Annotated in this window: 18 protein-coding genes; 9 read left to right on the plus strand and 9 right to left on the minus strand. The window is 45.5% G+C overall.

Going from position 1 to position 18,922, the window contains the following annotated elements; all coding sequences use genetic code 11:
* The first annotated feature begins 27 nt into the window (after positions 1 to 27).
* Positions 28 to 2,139, plus strand: coding sequence for an Lnb N-terminal periplasmic domain-containing protein (locus LFX17_RS11770; RefSeq protein ID WP_238746841.1), 2,112 nt, complete (start codon positions 28 to 30; stop codon positions 2,137 to 2,139).
* The gene (locus LFX17_RS11775) at positions 2,102 to 2,971 is read left to right on the plus strand and encodes an alpha/beta hydrolase (RefSeq protein ID WP_238746844.1); all 870 of its coding nucleotides are present in this window, start codon (positions 2,102 to 2,104) and stop codon (positions 2,969 to 2,971) included. Before LFX17_RS11770 ends, LFX17_RS11775 begins: the two co-directional genes overlap by 38 nt.
* Here LFX17_RS11775 and LFX17_RS11780 read toward each other — a convergent pair.
* Complete coding sequence (locus tag LFX17_RS11780) at positions 2,961 to 3,434, minus strand: hypothetical protein (RefSeq protein ID WP_238730427.1); 474 nt, start codon at positions 3,432 to 3,434, stop codon at positions 2,961 to 2,963. The genes LFX17_RS11775 and LFX17_RS11780 overlap by 11 nt on opposite strands.
* Positions 3,435 to 3,555: 121 nt before the next feature.
* Between LFX17_RS11780 and LFX17_RS11785 the strand changes: the two genes are divergently transcribed.
* Positions 3,556 to 4,017, plus strand: a complete 462-nt coding sequence (locus LFX17_RS11785) for a hypothetical protein (protein WP_118957817.1) — start codon at positions 3,556 to 3,558, stop codon at positions 4,015 to 4,017.
* Here the strand turns inward: LFX17_RS11785 and LFX17_RS11790 are convergent, their stop codons facing one another.
* The 3 genes from LFX17_RS11790 to LFX17_RS11800 are packed head-to-tail and all read right to left on the minus strand — an operon-like array spanning position 4,018 to position 6,587.
* Complete coding sequence (locus LFX17_RS11790; protein WP_135778608.1) at positions 4,018 to 4,824, minus strand: ABC transporter permease; 807 nt, start codon at positions 4,822 to 4,824, stop codon at positions 4,018 to 4,020.
* Positions 4,825 to 5,607 carry an ABC transporter permease gene (locus tag LFX17_RS11795; protein ID WP_238746846.1) on the minus strand — a complete coding sequence of 261 codons (783 nt, stop codon included), beginning with the start codon at positions 5,605 to 5,607 and terminating at the stop codon, positions 4,825 to 4,827.
* On the minus strand, positions 5,607 to 6,587 hold the full coding sequence (locus LFX17_RS11800; protein ID WP_238730430.1) for an ABC transporter ATP-binding protein: 981 nt from the start codon (positions 6,585 to 6,587) through the stop codon (positions 5,607 to 5,609). Before LFX17_RS11800 ends, LFX17_RS11795 begins: the two co-directional genes overlap by 1 nt.
* Before the next feature lie 260 nt (positions 6,588 to 6,847).
* On the opposite strand from LFX17_RS11800, the gene rlmD reads away from it, so the two are divergent.
* From rlmD to LFX17_RS11825, 5 genes are all read left to right on the plus strand, one after another.
* Complete coding sequence (gene rlmD / locus LFX17_RS11805; RefSeq protein ID WP_238730431.1) at positions 6,848 to 8,218, plus strand: 23S rRNA (uracil(1939)-C(5))-methyltransferase RlmD; 1,371 nt, start codon at positions 6,848 to 6,850, stop codon at positions 8,216 to 8,218.
* 78 nt (positions 8,219 to 8,296) lie between these two features.
* On the plus strand, positions 8,297 to 9,421 hold the full coding sequence (locus LFX17_RS11810) for a SpoIID/LytB domain-containing protein (protein WP_238730432.1): 1,125 nt from the start codon (positions 8,297 to 8,299) through the stop codon (positions 9,419 to 9,421).
* Between the two features lie 23 nt (positions 9,422 to 9,444).
* The gene (locus LFX17_RS11815) at positions 9,445 to 10,131 is read left to right on the plus strand and encodes an ABC transporter ATP-binding protein (RefSeq protein WP_238730433.1); all 687 of its coding nucleotides are present in this window, start codon (positions 9,445 to 9,447) and stop codon (positions 10,129 to 10,131) included.
* Positions 10,132 to 10,136: 5 nt separating this feature from the next.
* Positions 10,137 to 12,629 (plus strand): ABC transporter permease, encoded by a 2,493-nt coding sequence (locus tag LFX17_RS11820; RefSeq protein ID WP_238746847.1) that lies wholly within the window; start codon positions 10,137 to 10,139, stop codon positions 12,627 to 12,629.
* Between the two features lie 73 nt (positions 12,630 to 12,702).
* Positions 12,703 to 13,650 carry a hypothetical protein gene (locus LFX17_RS11825; RefSeq protein ID WP_238746849.1) on the plus strand — a complete coding sequence of 316 codons (948 nt, stop codon included), beginning with the start codon at positions 12,703 to 12,705 and terminating at the stop codon, positions 13,648 to 13,650.
* Between the two features lie 80 nt (positions 13,651 to 13,730).
* Here LFX17_RS11825 and LFX17_RS11830 read toward each other — a convergent pair whose 3' ends face one another.
* Positions 13,731 to 14,438, minus strand: coding sequence for a hypothetical protein (locus tag LFX17_RS11830; protein ID WP_238746851.1), 708 nt, complete (start codon positions 14,436 to 14,438; stop codon positions 13,731 to 13,733).
* Positions 14,431 to 14,994, minus strand: coding sequence for an orotate phosphoribosyltransferase (gene pyrE, locus LFX17_RS11835; protein ID WP_238730437.1), 564 nt, complete (start codon positions 14,992 to 14,994; stop codon positions 14,431 to 14,433). Before pyrE ends, LFX17_RS11830 begins: the two co-directional genes overlap by 8 nt.
* A gap of 173 nt (positions 14,995 to 15,167) precedes the next feature.
* Here pyrE and nadE point away from each other — a divergent pair, with 173 nt between their 5' ends.
* Entirely contained in the window at positions 15,168 to 17,102 is a 1,935-nt protein-coding gene (gene nadE / locus LFX17_RS11840) for an NAD(+) synthase (RefSeq protein ID WP_238746853.1), read from the plus strand.
* A gap of 123 nt (positions 17,103 to 17,225) precedes the next feature.
* Here the strand turns inward: nadE and LFX17_RS11845 are convergent, their stop codons facing one another.
* The 3 genes from LFX17_RS11845 to LFX17_RS11855 form a co-directional block, all read right to left on the minus strand.
* Entirely contained in the window at positions 17,226 to 17,534 is a 309-nt protein-coding gene (locus tag LFX17_RS11845) for a HigA family addiction module antitoxin (protein ID WP_238730439.1), read from the minus strand.
* Between the two features lie 139 nt (positions 17,535 to 17,673).
* Positions 17,674 to 17,952, minus strand: a complete 279-nt coding sequence (locus LFX17_RS11850; protein ID WP_238730440.1) for a type II toxin-antitoxin system RelE/ParE family toxin — start codon at positions 17,950 to 17,952, stop codon at positions 17,674 to 17,676.
* A gap of 213 nt (positions 17,953 to 18,165) precedes the next feature.
* Positions 18,166 to 18,867, minus strand: a complete 702-nt coding sequence (locus LFX17_RS11855; protein ID WP_238746855.1) for an LIC_20245 family lipoprotein — start codon at positions 18,865 to 18,867, stop codon at positions 18,166 to 18,168.
* Positions 18,868 to 18,922 lie beyond the last annotated feature (55 nt).

Consider the following 18,922-nt stretch of genomic DNA (forward strand, 5'->3'; position numbering starts at 1 on the left):
GGAAGCCTGTACAATAAATTTTAATTCTTGAATATTCTAAAATCTTTCCATTTCATTCCGCTATCAGACGAGGTCGCAATTCTTAGAAGCCGAAACAGATCCGTATTTTTTCCTCTTTCCTTTCTTTTTTCATTCTTCGCAATTTCTCCGCTTCTTTTTGCGCAAGAGTCGACAACCGCAACACATCCTCGACAAGAAACGATCGATTCCTACGTTCAGAACGCGGAAACAAAAAAACTTCATTCCGAACGCTATTGGCTCCTTCTGCTGCATTACCGCAAATCGATCTTCGGAAACGAAAAAAGCGAAGTCGACGGACAAGATTTTTTTCTTTCGACCAACGGCAAATGGAACGCCAAAGACGAACTCGCGGAAACCATTCGGGAATTTTTTAGAACGCCTACGCCGGAGGAAATCGAGGAAAAAGTATTACATCCGATGTGCAAATATCCGGAACGGTTTCGATGGTTGGATTCTCATTTGCATTTCGACAAAAACATACTCCCCCCTCTTCCTTGCACTCGATTCAACAACTGGATTGCTGCGTTGAATCCGACGTCGATTCAAGTAATCTTCGCTTCCTTTTACTTAAACAATCCCGCGTCCTTATTCGGACACAATCTCCTAAAAATCGGAAGCAAGAATCCCAATCGATCGGAGCTCTTGGATTACGCGGTCAATTTTGCCGCGAATCATTCGCCGGAGGACGGAAGTCTAACGTATGCCGCACGAGGACTTTTCGGCGGTTATCCCGGCGCATTCAGCCTCTTTCCCTATTACTTTAAAATAAATGAATATAACGATATGGAAAGCAGGGATCTTTGGGAATATGAACTTGAAATCGAGGAATCGGACGCGAGAAGAGTCGTGTCTCATGTGTGGGAGTTAGGCGCGACCCACTTCGATTATTACTTCCTGGATGAGAATTGTTCGTATCACCTTCTTTCCTTGTTGGAAATCGCAAGAAGCGATCTGTTCCTACGAGAAGAATTCAATCTCTATACGATCCCCACCGATACGGTGAAGTTGATTCTCAAAAAGGAAGGTTTTATTCGGAAGAAAAGTCACAGACCTTCTCTTTCATCCAGGATGGAACAGAAAATCCGGGAATTATCCCCCAAGGAAAGGACGCGATTTTACGATTATATCTCTTCCAAAATCTCCCTTAAAGATTTGTTAAACGAATTCGAAGGTGAAAGACTGTCGCGGATCTTCGACGCGGCTTTGGACGCAAAACGATTCCAAAAGACGCTGGAAAAACAGAGCCTCGATCAAGAACAGGAATATAAGAATCTCCTAATGGAACGGAGCCGCCTGCCGTTCCCTCCGATCCCGAATCAACCGCCCGTATTCGCTCCCCCCGAGGAAGGACATGGAAGCGGAAGAATCAAACTCAGCCGCGGAGCATCCGCGTTAGGCGGCTTTACGGATATTTCGATCCGTGCGGCATATCACGATTTCATGAACTACGATAAGGGATTCGTTCCTTTTTCCACGATCGAATATTTTTCGATGAATCTGCGACAATACGACCTACAAAAAAATCCGCACTTAGAAGAATCAAGCCTAATCAAAGTTCTTTCCTTGGTTCCGGTAACTCCCATTCAAACGCCGTTTTCTTTTTTGATCGACGTGGGAAGCGATTCTTCCATGATCCGGTCCGCATATTCACCGAGAAATCAGATCGTATTTCTCCCTTTTTTATCGGACCCGACTTCTTTGAGCGTTCTCCATTCCGTATACGAAGACAAAAAAGAAAAACGGGAAACCGCTACCCGAGTTGCAAACTTCAACACGGACGCGACCCTAGGTTATTCTTTTTCGAACGGTGATCGGGAAAATTCGTTCTCTTGGGTTGTCTCGTTTCAGGCGGGAGGAAAGGCGAGAGGAAACGGCTATTACCGCGAAGGACTTTTGGTCGCTCCCCAGATCGCGTTTTTCGGAGCGGTCGCTTATCAAAAATGGAAGTTCGGTTTAACGGCTCAGTATTTCGCGTTCTCGATCTACGGTTACTTGGACGACTTCAAAGTCGCACCGATGTTCGCTTATGCGCTCTCCCAAAACTGGGAAATTCGAATGGAAGGAAAATTACAAAGATATTATGAAGAATTTCAGGTTTCCGCGGCGTTCTTTTTTTAAAACGATTCCGTTTTCCACACTTCTTTTCCTATCCTGTTCTTCCTTGTTTTATCAACCCACGCAGGAACGATATTGGAATCCGAACGCATTCGGTTTTTCTTATAAAGAAGAGGACTTTCATACGATCGACGGAGAAACACTCAAGTTCTGGAGAATCGGCCCGAAATACGACAAACCGAAAGGTGTCGTTCTACAATTTCACGGAAACGGAGAGAATCGAACGAGTCACTTTATCAGTCTCGTCTGGCTCGTAAACCAAGGATACGAGCTCGTCGCCTTCGATTACAGGGGATATTTGGATTCGACCGGTGCGGCGGAACGCGAAAAAATCCACGAGGATTCGATCGCTCTCATTCGAAAAGAATTAGAATTTTCTAAATTACGAAATCTTCCCCTCATCGTTTACGGACAAAGTTTGGGAGGCGCGATCGCGGCTCGGGCGGTATCCGAAATCGAAAACAAATCCGGAATTCTTCTTTTGGTTTTGGACGGAAGTTTTGCAAGTTACCGTCAGGTGTTTCGAGGAGTTCTAAAAAACGTATTCTTCGCTCCGATCGATCTGATCTTCGCAATCTTTATGGACGACGACTTAAGTCCGGGGGAAACGTTGCATAAAATTTCGCCCGTTCCCATTTTGATCGTTCACGGAACGGCAGACCCGATCGTTCCATACGAAAACGGTTTGGAATTGTTTCGACTCGCAAAAGATCCGAAATGGTTTTGGGAAGTTCGGGGCGGCGGCCACGTGGATTGGATGGCATTGGGGAACTCGAAAGAATCTAAGAATTTTCTAATATTCTTGGATTCTCTCGTTCGGAATTTCAATCCGTAGAATCAGGATGACGATCCATATGATCCGCCTCGATTAAAAATTCGAGGGCTTGTTTCGCGCTCAATTCCTTAAAATAAAGTTCGGTGAAGGAAAAAAAGGATTCGTTGAAAAGATAATAGTCCACGAAACGGATTTTGTTCTTTTCCAAAAAAAGAATCTTCCCTTCTCCTCTGGATTCCAAACGGTAATACCCTTCCTCCATATCCAAACGGATATATTCGCCTTCGTCTAACGTAAATTCACGATACGGACTCGGAACGGAATTCTGAAACGAACCTTCGTATTTGGAAATAAGTATTTTCTGTTTCCAAAAAGCCAAAGGAACTCTGGAAGGTCTGAGCAAATACAGAACCGCTGCCGCCGGAGCTTCTTTTTTCAATCGAATGAATTTGGATTTCTGTAATCCGCAACCGCTCACGAACATCAACAAAATCACAGCAAAAAGCGGAAGCGCTCTTTTCATCACGCATCCAGAGAATTCTTTCGAGAGAACGGATCAAGGACTATTTCGATCGGGGACAATCCGATAAATTCGGAGAAATAGATTTGGCAATCCGGGCATCTCTTCTGAAATGGGAATTGCAATGAATATCGAACTTACGCGCGAACAATACGAAGCTCTTTTGAAGTCCTTGGCGATCACCCGTTTTCTCTATCATTCCATCTTAGAGGAAGAAGAGCCCGCTCCCGATAGATTGGATTCGTATGACGCTTACGAAGATATGGAACAGCAGATTCTCTCGTATGCGAAGGCGCTGGAAGTTTCCCACCTGGTCGCATATGACAGCGAAGAAGAACTTCATTATCTCACAAGAGAGTTCGAAGAAAAGACGGATATATCCGATCTGATCACCGAATATCAGGACAGCATCTTCTGGGATGAATTGGTTCAGAGACTCGCGGCAAGAGATTTTATGAGAACCTACAGCGAATCCGAAATCAAGGGAATGGCGATCGAAGAAAGAATCGAAAAAGAAGCCCCCTTCATTTCCAAATACGAGGAGATCTTCACCGAATCGGGAATCGAAACTCTCGAACTCAAGTGATCAGGTTCCGGTGGATTCGTAACGGCGCTGTCCCTTCTTCCAGATAAACAAGGATCCGAAGAATAAAAGGAAGCCCACGGGAAAATTCAAGTATATAAAGAAAGGATGAAATAGAGATTCGGAATTTTTCGCTAAAAAATAGTGAGCCGGATAAAAGTTCACGAAACCGAGAGGCAACAAAAAAGTAAGAAGAATCCGAATCGAAACGTTGTAGATGTTCATCGGATACATCATGAACTCTCTGCTCGAAAAGATGAATAGATGCACCAGAGAATAGTTCTGGACCGCATAAAACGCGATCGAAGCGATCGCGATCCGAATGCCCGCCAAAATCATCGCGCTTCCGAAGACCGAAAGAAACAACATACAAACTTTCCAAAAAGTCCATTCAATATTCGTAAACTGATTCGCCACGAGAAACGTTAGAATTCCCAAAACGAGGTGTAAAAGCCCGGTGATATCGAAGTGATTCATCAGCACCTGACCGATCGGAGACAAGGGACGAAGCAGATAACGATCGTAACTCCCGTCCCGAACCAAAGAACCGAACTCCACCATTCCTGAAAAAACCGAGGCTACGATTCCCTGCGCGAAGATGAGTAAACTGTATAAAAACGCGATTTCACCCCGACTCCATCCGCCGATCGAGGAAAATCGGGAAAGAAGTATGAAAATCGTTCCCGCCTGCGCGGAATAATATACGAGTAATGTTACGAGATAAATCCAAAAACTCGCCTTATATTCCATGTGGGATTGAATGGAGGAAAGCGCGAGTTTGAAATACGTTTTGATCGAAGAGATAGACATCTAACCTCCCGCTAGCTCCAGACGCTTTAAACCGGAAAGATAAACCGCGGATGAAAGAGCGGTTAACGTCCCGATCATCAGGCAATAGCGAATCATCAGTTCCGCGAAAGACATTCCATATTCTCCCGAAGTCAAAATCTGAGTCGGGTAATAATACATATATGGAAACGGTAGCCAAGAAGATATGTTCCGCAAAAACTCCGGAAACAGATCCAAAGGAATCACAGCTCCCGAAAACAACGTAATCAAAGCAAAATACAAAAGGAAAAATGAGAATATCTCCGTGAAATAAAACGAAAGCGATGAGATCATAAATCCGATCAAAAAGAAAATCAAAAACGCAAGGATATAAACGACGACAAACAATATGAACGCGTTCGGATCGGGAACAAAGCTGAGATCCAAAACGAAATAGGCGAGCAGCAACAAAGGAAGCGCTCTGGAAAAAAGATGATACAAACTGACTCCGATCGTATCCGCAAAAACGATCAACGGAAATCGGATAGGTTTTAAGAGATCGAAAAGAATCGTTCCGTTCTTGATCTTAGAAGATACAAGTCCGTCCTGCCTTCCGAACGAAACCTTGATCAGTGTGGAAAGAACCGCATACAGCACGAGAGAATTCCGATCCCTTCCTCCTCCGAATTCATTCAACGCAACCGATTTCCATACGGAAGTGAGAATCGCAAGATACAGTACCGCGTTCAAAATTCCGGTAAAGTATTCGAGTCGATACGTGGCCGATCTTTGGAACGCCTTGGAGACGACCTTTAAATACAACATCAGACTTTCCTTTCACCGTACATCTGTTTGATGACCGCGGCGAGATCCGGTTTCTTATGTTTTACTTCCAGGATTTCGAAACCGGATTCGCCCAAAAACGATAGAAGTCGGTTTAACGATTCTCCTTCTTTTACGGTGACTTGAATCGAATTCGGGTTCCCGTTTTGGATAACGTGAAATTCGGAAGGAAGTTTTAATCTCTCTTCTCCCTTGTATCCGATCTCAACTACGTTGTCCGTTCCTCCCAAATTTCGAAACGAATCCAAATCCCCGTCAAAATGAATTTTTCCGTGGTCGATCAATACGATTCGTTTTGCTAGCGTTTCGATATCTTGAACGTCGTGGGTAGTCAAGAGAATCGTAACCTTTTCCTCTCGATTGATCGTCCGGATAAAATCCCTTACGCGTTCCTTTACAAGAACGTCCAGACCAATCGTGGGTTCGTCCAAAAATAACACTTTCGGAAAATGCAAGAGACTCGCGCCGATCTCCGCCTTCATTCTTTGTCCCAAGCTCAATTTACGGACCTGTTGATGAAAGAATTCGTCCAATCCTAAAAGATCTCGAAACATCTCCATTCGTTTTTTATAATCTTTGGCGTCGATTTTGTAGATGGACCGCAAAAGATCAAAGGACTCTCCCACGGGAAGATCCCACCAAAGCTGGGTCTTTTGTCCGAAAACAACTCCGATCTGTTTGGAATTTTCTCTTCGATCTTTGGAAGGATCCAATCCGAAAATCGAGATCGATCCGGAATCCGGAGTCAACACACCGGTCAATAATTTAATGGTAGTCGACTTCCCCGCTCCGTTCGGGCCGATATAACCGATAAATTCTCCCGGTTGAATCGAAAAAGAGATATCATCCACGGCACGAATGGTTTCCGGATTGGAATAAAACAACGATCCAAGAGCTCCAAGAAATCCCGGCTTTCGTTTCGATATGATAAAATTCTTTTTGAGGTTTTTAACGGTGATCAATGATAAAAAAGCTCCGCATTACAGATCTAAGAAATTAAACGTCGGTTTGGAAGGAAATCTAAAACCGCTATTGCATATATCTGACTGGATTCTTTCCGAAATAGAATAAAAAATACGACTCTGAAAATAAAAATGAAAATTCGACTTTAATCGAGTTTCGACTCAATCCTTTGATCGATTGAAACCGGATCGAAAAAATTCCGAACTCCCGCTCAAAACAAGCGATTTACAGAGGCCCTCGCGATTCTATCGTGGCATTCATGGAAAACGATTCAAAGCCGCGGCCGCAACCGCCGACTCACACCGCTTCCGTTGAAAGAATCGCTTCCAATCTTCGCGGAATTCTTATCGTAGAAAAAAACAAAATCGAAGTTCCCTATTCTCTTCCCGGCGACGCATACAACGTAACGCTTTTTAAAAAGAAACGGCGCAAACCGTCCGCCAAACTCGAACTGATCTCCCGGGTTCCGAGAGCCGTAGAACCGCGTTGTCCTGTTTTCAGTCGTTGCGGAGGTTGTTCCGCCCAACATATTCCTTACGAAGAACAATTCATTCTCAAAACGACGAGCTTAGCGGATAGTTATCGTCGCGATTTCGGAATCGAACCGATTCTTCTTCCCGCAAAAGAAAACTATCATTACAGAAATCGAATGGACTTTGCGGTGTTTCCGGGTCCGATCGTAGGCCAGAGAGAATCGGGCTCTTTTCGTCATATCGTGGACATCGATTTCTGTTTTATACAAAGTCACGAATCCAACGCGGAACTCCGAAGATTTCGCGATCTGATTTCCCGATTTCCTCAACTGCCGTACGATAGAAAATCAGATGCAGGATTTCTAAAGTACGTTACTCTTCGAAAAGCGAAAAACACTTCCGAGCTGATGACGATTCTTACGTTCGTGGAAGAATTTCAAAATACGCAAGAGGAACAAGAATTCTCCGAAGCTTGTATCGAAACGTTACGCGCGGATCATCTTCTCTTTTGCTACAACCGCAGAAAGGGAGAAGTTTCGGCGATCGGAGAAGTAAAGGTTCTTCGCGGTAAGGAATCCTATCTGGAGCTCGTTTGCGAAAAAGAATTCAGGGTTCCGTTCGATTCCTTCTTTCAACCGAATCCGAACGGTTTCCAACCGATTTTGGATTTTATCCGGGAAGAAATTCCACACTCGTCCGAACATCTCATCGATCTGTTTTGCGGCTCCGGTTTTTTCAGCAGGATCTTTGCGGATCGATTCAAAAAGATCACCGGAATCGATTCGATCGAAAGTTCTTTGGAAATTGCACGCAAACAGATGTCCTCCGATTTCCCGAACGTAGGGTTTTCCTATCTCCGAGAAGACTTGTTCGCGAAAAAAGCTTCTGCGAGTTTGGACGCTCTCTTCCAAACGCAAGAAAAGAATTTTCTGATCGCCGATCCGCCGCGGGCCGGTTTGGGCGAATTCGTAATCGAGGCTTTACGAAATTCTAAGATTGATTCGTTTCTGTATGTTTCCTGCAATCCCAGCTCTCAAAAAGAGGACCTTTGGAAATTAAAAGAAACGTTTCAGATTCGAAAAATTCTCATCACGGACCCGTATCCGCAAACTCCGCATCTGGAATCCGCCGCGCTTCTTACTTCCAAAACGGCATAAAACCCAAAAATCTCTGTAGGGATTTTCGAATCGCTTCGATATTCAAGAAGAGAGATAGACGTATCTCCGGGAATTCTTATGACCAGAAAACTAGTTTTACTTTTGATTCTTTCCATCATTCTTTTGGAAGTCGGTTGTAATACCGTCATCATTCGTCCTTGGACCCCTCCCTACAAAAGCCGTTCGGTTCACGAGGTGCGGGTTCTCCTCGGCAAGGCGGAAGGCGATCTTCAAATCCGCGGAGAAGGAATCATCTCCGTCTACGACGCGAATGATCTTCTCATTAAAAAAGGGATCGATATCATCTCTCTCGACGCGTCCCGTTTGAAAGCTCCGATCCGTTTTACGGGAGAAAACCCGGGCTTGGAATTCAAATCCCTAAAAGTAAGAGGTTCGATTCATCTGATTCCTCAGGGCCAAGGTCCGGCTCTCGTGGTGAACGTTCTTCCTCTAGAGGAATATTTGTACGCGGTCGTCCCTTCGGAAGTTCCGTATAGCTGGCCGATGGAAGCGTTAAAGGCGCAGGCGATCTGCGCGAGAACGTATGCGGTTCGTGAAATATTAAATAAAAAGAATGCACTCTACGATGTGGAAGCGACTACCAATTCCCAAGTGTACGGCGGTTATGAAAAGGAACATCCATCCACTACAAAAGCCGTGCAGGACACGACCGGGGTAATGGCGGTCTACGACGAAACTCCGATCCAAGCATTCTTTCATTCCAACAGCGGCGGTAAAACCGAAACGCCTGAGAACGTATGGGGCGGCAAAAGAATTCCGTATCTTTCCACGGTCGCTTCGGAGTTCGACCGCGCGGGTGATAACTTCTATTGGAAAGAAACGATCTCCGGGGATCTCGTCAATTCCAAATTCTCGAACTTAAAACTAGGTGAAATTCAATCGATTCAAGTTCTTTCCAGAACCGGATCGGGAAGAGTCGACCTCATGGAACTTTCCGGAACGGAAGGAAGTTCCAGAATCCGAGGAAAAGAATTCAGACAAGCCCTCGGCGCTCCGGTCCGCTCCCTTCGTTTCGGAATTCAGAAAGAAGGAAACGGTTATCTCTTAAAAGGAATGGGTTCCGGTCACGGAGTCGGCTTAAGTCAATGGGGAAGTTTCGGAATGGCGAAAGAGAATTACAACTACGTTGAAATTCTCAGACACTATTATCCGGGAACCGATCTCGCAAGGATCACCCGTTAAACCGTGGGAATTCCCACCAAAAAATGACGACGCCCGAATCGAAACGAATCAAAATCGCGAATCTTCGCAAGTCCTATCAAAGCGGAAAACTCAAAACGGAAGTTCTCAAAGGATTGGAATTGGACATACCCAGTTCTTCCGTCATCACTTTGATGGGACCTTCGGGTTCCGGAAAATCAACTTTTTTGAATATACTTTCCGGCATCGATACCCCCGATCAGGGAGAAGTCATCGTCAACGGAAAGTCTCTTCATTCGATGAACGAACGGGAACTCACGCGCTACAGAAGACAGGATACGGGAATCATATTCCAATTCTTTCATTTACTTCCTTATTTAGACGCTCTGGAGAATGTGGCCGTTCCTTTATACATTTCCGGAATCGGTAAAGCCCAAGCCCGCAAAACCGCGGAAGAAGCCCTTGCAAAAGTCGGATTGACCGAACGAAAACTCCACAAACCCGACGAACTTTCCGGAGGAGAACAACAAAGAGTCGCGATCGCCAGAGCCGTTTGCAAAAATCCGTCCCTCATCTTGGCGGACGAACCGACTGGCAACTTGGATACGAAGAACGCGGAGAAGATCATTCGTCTTCTTATGGATTTACAAAAACAAAACGGCTTCACGTTGTTCATCGTCACCCACGATCAAAAACTCGGTTCCATCGGAGAATACCGTCTGAAAATGGCGGACGGAATTCTTACGGATTGAAACCGATGTCATTTCGGATTTACATCCTTTTTCTCTTCGAATACTTTCGCAGTCACAAAACGGCCGCCTTCTTTGCGTTAGCCGGAATTTCCCTGGGAGTCGGACTTTTCATATCGACGACCGCGAACGGAATGAAGGCGGAAAAAAGCCTCGCCGATTTTGCGATGGGATACTTTCAGGGAGAATACAAGATCAAGATTTCCTCCGCACTCGGAGAACAGAATTTTCCCGTTTCTCTCATTCGAACGTTGTCTTCCGATCCTTCTCTGTCTTGGATCGTAAAAATCGCGCCTCGTTTTCAAAAAGAAGTCATCCTAAACGATTCGATTCGAGCCGTATATATCGGTTTGGATTTTTTAAAAGAAACGCCCGAGTTTCGGCGAGATTCGAATTCTTCCCTTTTAAAGGAAGAAACGAATCCGCTCGCCCAGGTTTGGATCAGCCGTTCTCTTTCGGAAAATATCTCGTCTCGCAGCGTGAACGTTCGCAACGGCTCTCAAAATTTTACCCTCGAGAATCCGATTCCATTCGATATGGAAGGCGGAAGCGTTCTGATGGAAGACATAGAATCCGCGATGGAACGTTTCGAAACGAACGGAAACGTTAGTTTTTTTCTCATACAACCGAACGAGTTTCGATCGGAACAAAAAAGAATTCTCGAGCAAAAATTGGGATCGAACTTTCGAATCGAAACCGTCGAAGACATCCGCGAAAAATCGGGAAACGCGTTGCGATCGTTCCAACTCAATCTTTTGGTGATCTCTTTTATCTCTTTGATCATAGCGTTCTTTATGGTTTCCAACACGATGTCCGGTTTATACGTCAGTCGTGAAAAGGAACTCGGAATCTTAAAGACGATGGGACTGAGTCCGGGTCACACGTTCTTGCTCTTCGTTTCGCAAGCGATGTTGCTCGGAGTTGTGGGAAGCGTTCTCGGACTCGGTTTAGGATTTCTATTTTCCAGATTGGATTTTTTCAGTCCGGAAGCGGCCTCCGCCGATCTTTCTTATCTCAAAACGTATAAGTCGATTCCCTCCTCCACTTGGATGTTCGGTTTAGCGATCGGGATCGCGGGTTCGTTTATCTCCGCGGCCTTTCCTTCTTTCCGTGCGGGAAGAATCTCTCCGATTACGATTTTGCGGGAATCCGCTTCGGGCACGGTTCGCGTTCGAGAATCTCGTCTTTTTGCGATCGGACTTTCGCTTCTTCTGACGTTTTCGTTCGTCGCATTTTTACCGGTTCGTTCCAAATTTCCTTGGGCCGGTCTTTTGGGGATCGGAGGAATCGTGATCGGCGTAACCCTCTGTTTTCCCCGGGTGTTTCAAATTCTTAGCGCGTTCTTTTTTCGGCTCAGCGAACGATCCGACCGTTCTTTTGTGTTTATGAAGGTCGGCTTGGAAGAAACGAGAAACCAACCCTTTCGAAACACTCTTACTTCCGCGACGCTGATGCTCGCCACGGCCCTTGTCGTTTGTCTTTCGATCCTCACCGATAGTTACCGCAGATCCTTAAACGACTGGGTCGAGGCGGAATTTCCCGCCGAGCTTACGATCATCAACACGGCGAACTTGGCGGCGGGAATTCACGGAGGAGTTCCGATTTATTTGTTAAGCGAACTCCGTAAAATTCCCGAAGTTTCTTCGTTGGACGGCTTCTGCGTCAACACGAGAATTTCAACGAACCGAGGGAACTTTACGATTCATGCATATACGTTTTCCGCATACGATCGCGAACATTCTCCGGAACGTCTGATCGTCAACGAGAACGAACTTCTGATTTCCTCGAATATGGCGTATCTCCAAAACTTCCAAGTCGGAGACAGGATCACGATCGAAACCAAACTCGGACCGAAGGAATTTCTGATCCGCGGAATCAAGGAACACTTTTTTTCGGAACGGGGAACGATCATGATGGATATCGGAAACTACGAAAAATTTTTCGGAATCCAAGGATACAATTCGATTAAGATTTTTCTAAAGAAGGACTCTGACCGGCAACGAGCGGAACGTTCTATCGCCGAAATTCTTACACAAAATTCTTCCCTGAAATTGTTAAATTCAAAGGAACTCCGGGAACTCTACACCGAAGGGGTGGATAAGGTGTTCGGAATTTTAGGAACCCTCAAAACCACCGCGTTTATCATCGCTATGATTTCACTGATCTCTTCTTTGCTTCACAATCTGATTTCGAAAAAAACGACTCTCGGAATTTTGAAATATCTCGGCGCGGATCAAAGACAACTCGGAAGTATTCTTTTGACCGAGAGCGTTTTTATCACGGTCGTTTCCACTTGTTGGGGAATTCTACTTGCGTTCGTTCTTTCCCCCGTCGTCTTGTATGTAATCAACAAAAACGCGTTCGGTTGGACCTTGAAGTTTACCGTGTCTCCGGAAGTGCCTCTCTTTTTTCTCGTATTGTCGCCGATCCTCGGAATTTTTTCCTGCGCCGTCCCCTTGTATACTTTGAGAAAACTCGGATTTCATATCAGCCGGGAATAGACGATGATCGTTCCGCTTTCGCGATGAAAACCAACTTGATTTACAACCTGAATCCACGTAGGATGTTCAACCTATGAGTGCCTTGAGCGAAGTATCGCTGGAAATCGCTTCCGAAATCAAAAGAGTCAATCTTCAGGAGGACGATAAAATCCCTACTTCGGATACGTTCATCAAGGAGCTGATGTCCCTTTTTTCGAGGGAGCCGGACGATATACGAAACATCCTCGAAACCCTTCGCGAAGCGAAGATCATCTTCATCATCAAGATCGTATTGCCGGAAGAAAAAGCGAGCAAGATGAACGATCCCGGCGTGGACGCGTATGCGTACGCCGATCTCAAAATTCTGCACGACCTGAAATACTACGCCGAGAAAAAACTCGAACGTCTCTACGAAGCGACGTATTACAAAAAGAAATCCCCTTCTCTCATCACGAGAGAACTCTTTCCGAAAATCCGGGAACTGAACAACACTCCGATCGGGAGAATCGTCAACATCGCCGTGATGCTCGAAGAGTTCATCCGAATGATGAACAACAACCCGAACGATTTCCAGGAAGAATTTCGCGTTCAAGCGATGGAAGAAATTCTCGTCGCGAAAGGAGACGTGGCGCCGACGGAAGGAAAGGATATCGCCGACGAACCTTCAAGGTCCAAAACTTCCTTTTCGAATTCTTTCGGTCCCGTTCCTTCGCAAAGAGCTGCTGATCGAATCGAAGCCCAGGCGCAGGCGGCCAATCTCAATCCGAACAGTCCTTGGGGAAGAATGGTTTCTAAATTTTCGGTGGAATTTCTGCTGCGCGTGCATCTACGCAAATGCGAGTTCGAGACGGTCAAAAAACTGATCACATCGGGAAAAGTAACCGACGGTGAAAATCTGAAGCTGATCCGGGACAATCTTGTAAAGATGGAAAAGAACATCAACGTCGACAAGGTTCTCGCTTCCTATCTGGAAGAAATGACGGAGCTAAGAAGGCTCGTTCAAAGAAAGCTGAACGCCCTCTCCAAACCGAGAATGTTGTAGAAATTCTTCCGTAATTTGCAAACGAATCGCGAATTTTTTTTCCAAAAATTTCAGAACATGTTTCAATTTTCTTTTAAATATTAAAGAACCTTTAAATAGATCAGACACTGCGCGATCAAAAGCGCCCCCAAAAGAAAAATCCATCTTCGTTTGGCGGAATATACGAGTTTGACCTTGTCTTCCGGAAAATAAACCGCGACCAACAACGCATTCACGTTTGCGATCAGATAAAAGGATTCGATCCGGATATGGAACGCAGGATATGAAACGACTCCCAACGCGACAAAAGAAGGAATAAAATACAAAAGGGTTTTCGGATGCAGAAAACCTGCCTTGGATTCCTGAAGGACGACCTTCTTTCCCGAATTTTTTTCCAACTCTTCCTGAAAACGATCCGGCTCCAATAGATTCAAAACGGGAATTTGATCTTCCTTGGTTGCGATCAAAAAACGAACGTAGGAACGGAACACATCCCTTTCGATCGAAACGATGGACTTCAGTCTGGTTTCGAGAGCTTGTCCTTTGGAATTGAAAAGTCTGAGTGCGTTGGAAGTCAGTTCCACCTTCGCGCCCTTCAACACCTTGATCTGTCTGGAAAAATTCCGATAGAGAAGAAATCCGAGAACCAAAGAAAGAAGACCGAAAATCCGCACGAAGTCTTCTCGGTTTTCTTCCGGAACTTTGAGGAAGTTCCACGTGATGAACGCAAGATACAAAAGAATCACCGCGCCGGAACGAAGAATCAGATTCTTCCGAAACTTATTAAAATCATACGCGAATTCAGTCATGCTGGAGGTTTCCAAAATCACTTTTTTTGAATATAGGAAACATCTGAACTCCTTCCGCGAGAATCGCTTCCATTCCGCCTTCTTGACGATCGAGGATGCAGATGCCCTGCGTCACTTCGATTCCCGAGTCGCGCATGGAACGGATCGCTTGGATCGTGGAGCCGCCGGTGGTGATCACATCGTCCACGATGACGCAGGTTTTGACGGCGTGAACCGCTCCTTCCACGAGTTTTTTCGTTCCGTGATCCTTGGAAAGTTTACGCACGATCAAAGGATAAACGTTCAACTTTTGTTTTCTGAATTCTAAACTGATTCCGTAGCAGATCGGATCGGCGCCCATCGTCAAGCCGCCGAAAGCTTCCGGTTTTAAAATTCCGGAATCCTTTAAGTGCTGTTCTACGATGAACTTGCAGAGGAGTTCCAATCGATCCGGAACGAGAGTGATCTCTTTGCAATTGAAATAATGCCTGGATTGTTTTCCGGATGCGAGCGTAAAGGGCTCTTCCGAATAACGATAAGCGTGCAAACGAATGAGTTCTAAAAGTTCTTGTTTCATCTTGTTGTAGAATTCCGGTGCGGTTTGATTTAACCAGTGAAATTCCCCGAAAGAATCTGGAAAACCGTTTTCGATAAAACGATTCTTAAAAAGCCCGAAACGCCGCAGCTTCCATCCTTCTTACCGAATAAAAAACACTTTCAAAACGGATTCGAGCCTGAATCCTGTAAAACATGCAGTCAGTCAGACTTACGTCCGTTTCTCTCAAAACGAGAGTCTTCGATTTTGAAGGCAACTTTGCGAAGATCCAAAAAGTTCTCGAGCTCGAAACGAATTCGGACCTCATCCTATTCCCCGAGCTTTGCATTTCCGGATACGGATGCGAGGATTCTTTTTTCTTTCCGCGCATCTGGAAAGAATCCTGGAACACTCTGACTCGAATTCTTCCTTTGACCGAAAATAAGATCGTAGTCGTCGGACTTCCCGTATTCCAAAATCCGTATCTATTCAACTGCGCGGCCGTTCTTTGCAACGGAGCCGTCGCCGGAATCGTTCCCAAATCGAACCTCGCCACGACGGGAGTTCATTACGAAAACCGTTGGTTCGCAAGAGGGGAAGAAGCACAGGAGAATTTCGTGGCGCCGGACGGTTCCGCGGTTCCGTTCGGCTCGCTCGTTTTTGAAACCGATCATTTCTCCTTCGGTGTGGAAATCTGCGAGGATTCCTGGGTTTTACAAAAGCCTTCGATCCCTCTCGCGGAAGCGGGAACCGATCTGATCCTTTCGCCGGGTGCGTCCCATTTCGCGTTCGGAAAACAAAGAACGCGCAGACAGATCTTCCGCGAAAGTTCGAGAAGAGAGTCTAACGTGTATCTTTTTTCCAATCTTTGCGGAAACGAATCCGGAAGATTGATCTTCGAAGGCGGTTCTATGATCGTTCAAAACGGAAAGTCGATCGCGGAATCGGAACGGCTTTTTTTCGGAGATTTTCATCTTTGTTCTTCGGAAATCGACTTTGACGCGTCCAGAGCCGACCGCGCCAAAAACTTTCGCCCGTCCGGAAACCGTTTCGGCCAAAAAAAAACGAACGAAGAAAACAGAATCTATCTGGGAATCGAATTCCCGAAACGGATTCCCAAGGTCAACCAACCGATCTCCGAACTTCCGATCACAAAGGAAGAAGAATCCTATCGCGATTTTACGCGGGCCGTTGCATTAGGACTTTTTGATTATCTAATCCAATCCAAAACCAAGGGCTATACCCTTTCACTTTCGGGCGGAGCCGACAGTTCCGCCTGCGCCTTGCTCGTGACCGCGATGAAAAAGATCGCCAAACAGGAACTCGGCGATAACTTCTTCCCATCGAAAGGAATTTCGGAAGAATCCCTTCTCTATACCTTGTATCAAGCCACGGAAAACAATTCGGATCGCACGAGAAGTCTCGCCCAAGCTTTGGCGAACGAAGTGGGTTCCATTCACGGAGATCTTACGATCGATTCGGAAGTAAAAACCATCTCCGAAAAAATTTCCAAGATCACCGGAGTTTCGCTGAATTGGGAACAGCACAATCTCGTTTTGCAAAACATACAGGCGCGGGTTCGTTCTCCGATCGTCTGGATGCTCGCGAATTTAAACGGACATCTTCTTCTTTCCACAGGAAACAGAAGCGAGGCCGGTGCGGGTTATACCACCATGGACGGAGATTCTTCCGGTTCGGTCGCGCCGCTCACAGGAGTCAGCAAAGAATTCATCCTGCGTTGGATGCGCTTTATCGCCGAAGGAAAGGATCCGATTCTTCCCGCATACGAATCCGTAAAGGAAATCGTGTTGTCACCTCCGAGCGCGGAACTCAAACCCCTCGAAGACAAACAAGAAGACGAAAAGGATTTAATGCCGTATCCTTTGTTGCAAAAGATCGAAGAATTGTTTGTGGTCCGCGGCGCCGGTTATTCGGAAATCGTTCAATTGTTGAGCGGGGATCCCGAGGTTCAGAAACTGGCGCCCGGCTTTTTGGAAGGCGCAGTTCAAAAATACATCGGATTGTTTCACAGAAATCAATGGAAACGGGAAAGGTTACCGCCATCGTTTCATCTGGACGATTACGGACTCGATCCCAAATCGAGTTTCCGTTTCCCGATCCTTTCGGAAGAACGCGGATCCGGAATTTAATGCAAGATCGAATCCACTCGAGATTGGCATTAGCGGGGATTTTTAACGAAGAAAGCGCGTCGAACCTTCCGCTTTGAAAAAAGAAATTCTTAGATAAAAAAAACGAGATGAAAGCCGTCGAACCTAAATCGCTTTTCGATTCAAGGGTTTGATTTTCTTATATTCATCTTTTTGAGTACGTTCCAATTCTTCCAAATCGTAAGCCATTTGATAATTGAGCCAGAAATCGGGAGTCATTTTGAAATACCTCGCGAGTCGTAGAGCGGTATCCGGAGTAATCGATTTTTTACGATGGATGATCTGAGAAATCAAACTTTCGGAAATGCCGATATCCTTAGACAAACGATAGGCGGATAAGGACATCGGTTCCAAAAAATCGTATTTCAGCACGTCGCCGGGATGCGGATTTAAAGAGGTTCTTCTTACTTTCATAGCCAAAACTCGTAAAAGGTCTATTTACTAATTTTTCGTAGACCGAAAAATATCTTTCCTGTCTCCGTAAGACTAAATCTTACAAAAACCAAATATTCGCTTTTGTTAATTTTCGCTTTTAAAATCGAAGTTTCGTAAATCAATGATAATCGACGATTTGTACTTCGTGCGGACCGTTGTCTTTCCAAAGAAAACAAATTCTCCACTGATCGTTAATCCGAATAGAATACGTTCCTTTTCGATCCCCTTTTAAGGATTCCAGGCGATTTCCCGGAGGACTTTTCAAATCCTGAAGAATCTTTGCGGAATCGAGCGAACGGAGTTTTCTTCTGGCTACCTCTTCAATGGCCCGAAATTCCTTTGTGTCCCATCCGTTATGAAGATTTTCGGTAGATTTATCTCCAAAGGATTGAATCACGCATCTTTACTTTACGTAAAGCAACACAAACGTCAAGCTAATTTAATATTTTTGAACGAGCAGAATTCTTTTTTTGAAAAGTTGGATTCTTCCGCTAAGACGTATGCTTCGATCCAAGAACGAATCGAACGTCCGAACCTTCCGCTTTGAAAAAAAAATTCGAACTGGAACGTCGGCCCAAAATAGAACCGACGTAGGATGGAAATTTGAGTTCTACAATCCCGCTTGTTTAAACGCGTTTTCCTTGTCGCGTTGCACTTGCTGGAGTTGATTCTTGATCGAATCCTGAATGTTCTGGAGCTTCTTTTCGGTTTCCTCTTCTCCCGAACCCTTTTGAAGATCCACGAGATAATTGATGATGTCCATTCGATCCTGGGTTTGTTTTTCCATGTGCGTATAATACGAACGGATCTGAGCGGGAGAAGCGGTCCTCGCATACACGTTACGCGCCGCTTCCGCAATCTGAGCTTCTTCCTGCTTCTTCGCTTCCTTTTCCGCGGGCGATAATTTTTTGGGAATCAAGGAGTTGTTCGGAAATCGTTCGCGCAACTGGCTGAAACGTTCCATCTCTTCATTGGTGTACGGTTTGTTGGTCTGAGGGTTGAGCGGGTTATCCGCGTCGGCTGCGTTCGGATCGGCTTCTTTTTGTTCTCCCGTGGGATTTTCGATATATTCTCCCTTACCCGCCTTGTAAAAGGAAGAATCAAAGATGGAATCGTTGGTGCGTCCGCCGGAGGAACCCGAAGACGAAGAACCGGAGGAACTTCCTCCGCCGCCCAAAAGAAGGGCCACGCTGTCCGCTTCTCTGCTTTTTCGTTCGCGTTCGCTCGGATCATCGGAAGAAAATAGAATCCAAATCAAAGCGATGAGTGCGACGCCGATGCCGGAATAAAGAACGAGTTTACGAATGCTCATGACGACAGCTCCGAAGAAAACGGGGAAATTTTGATTGTAAGACCGCCGAACTAGG

Source organism: Leptospira sanjuanensis, from assembly GCF_022267375.1.
Taxonomy (GTDB): Bacteria; Spirochaetota; Leptospiria; order Leptospirales; family Leptospiraceae; genus Leptospira; species Leptospira sanjuanensis.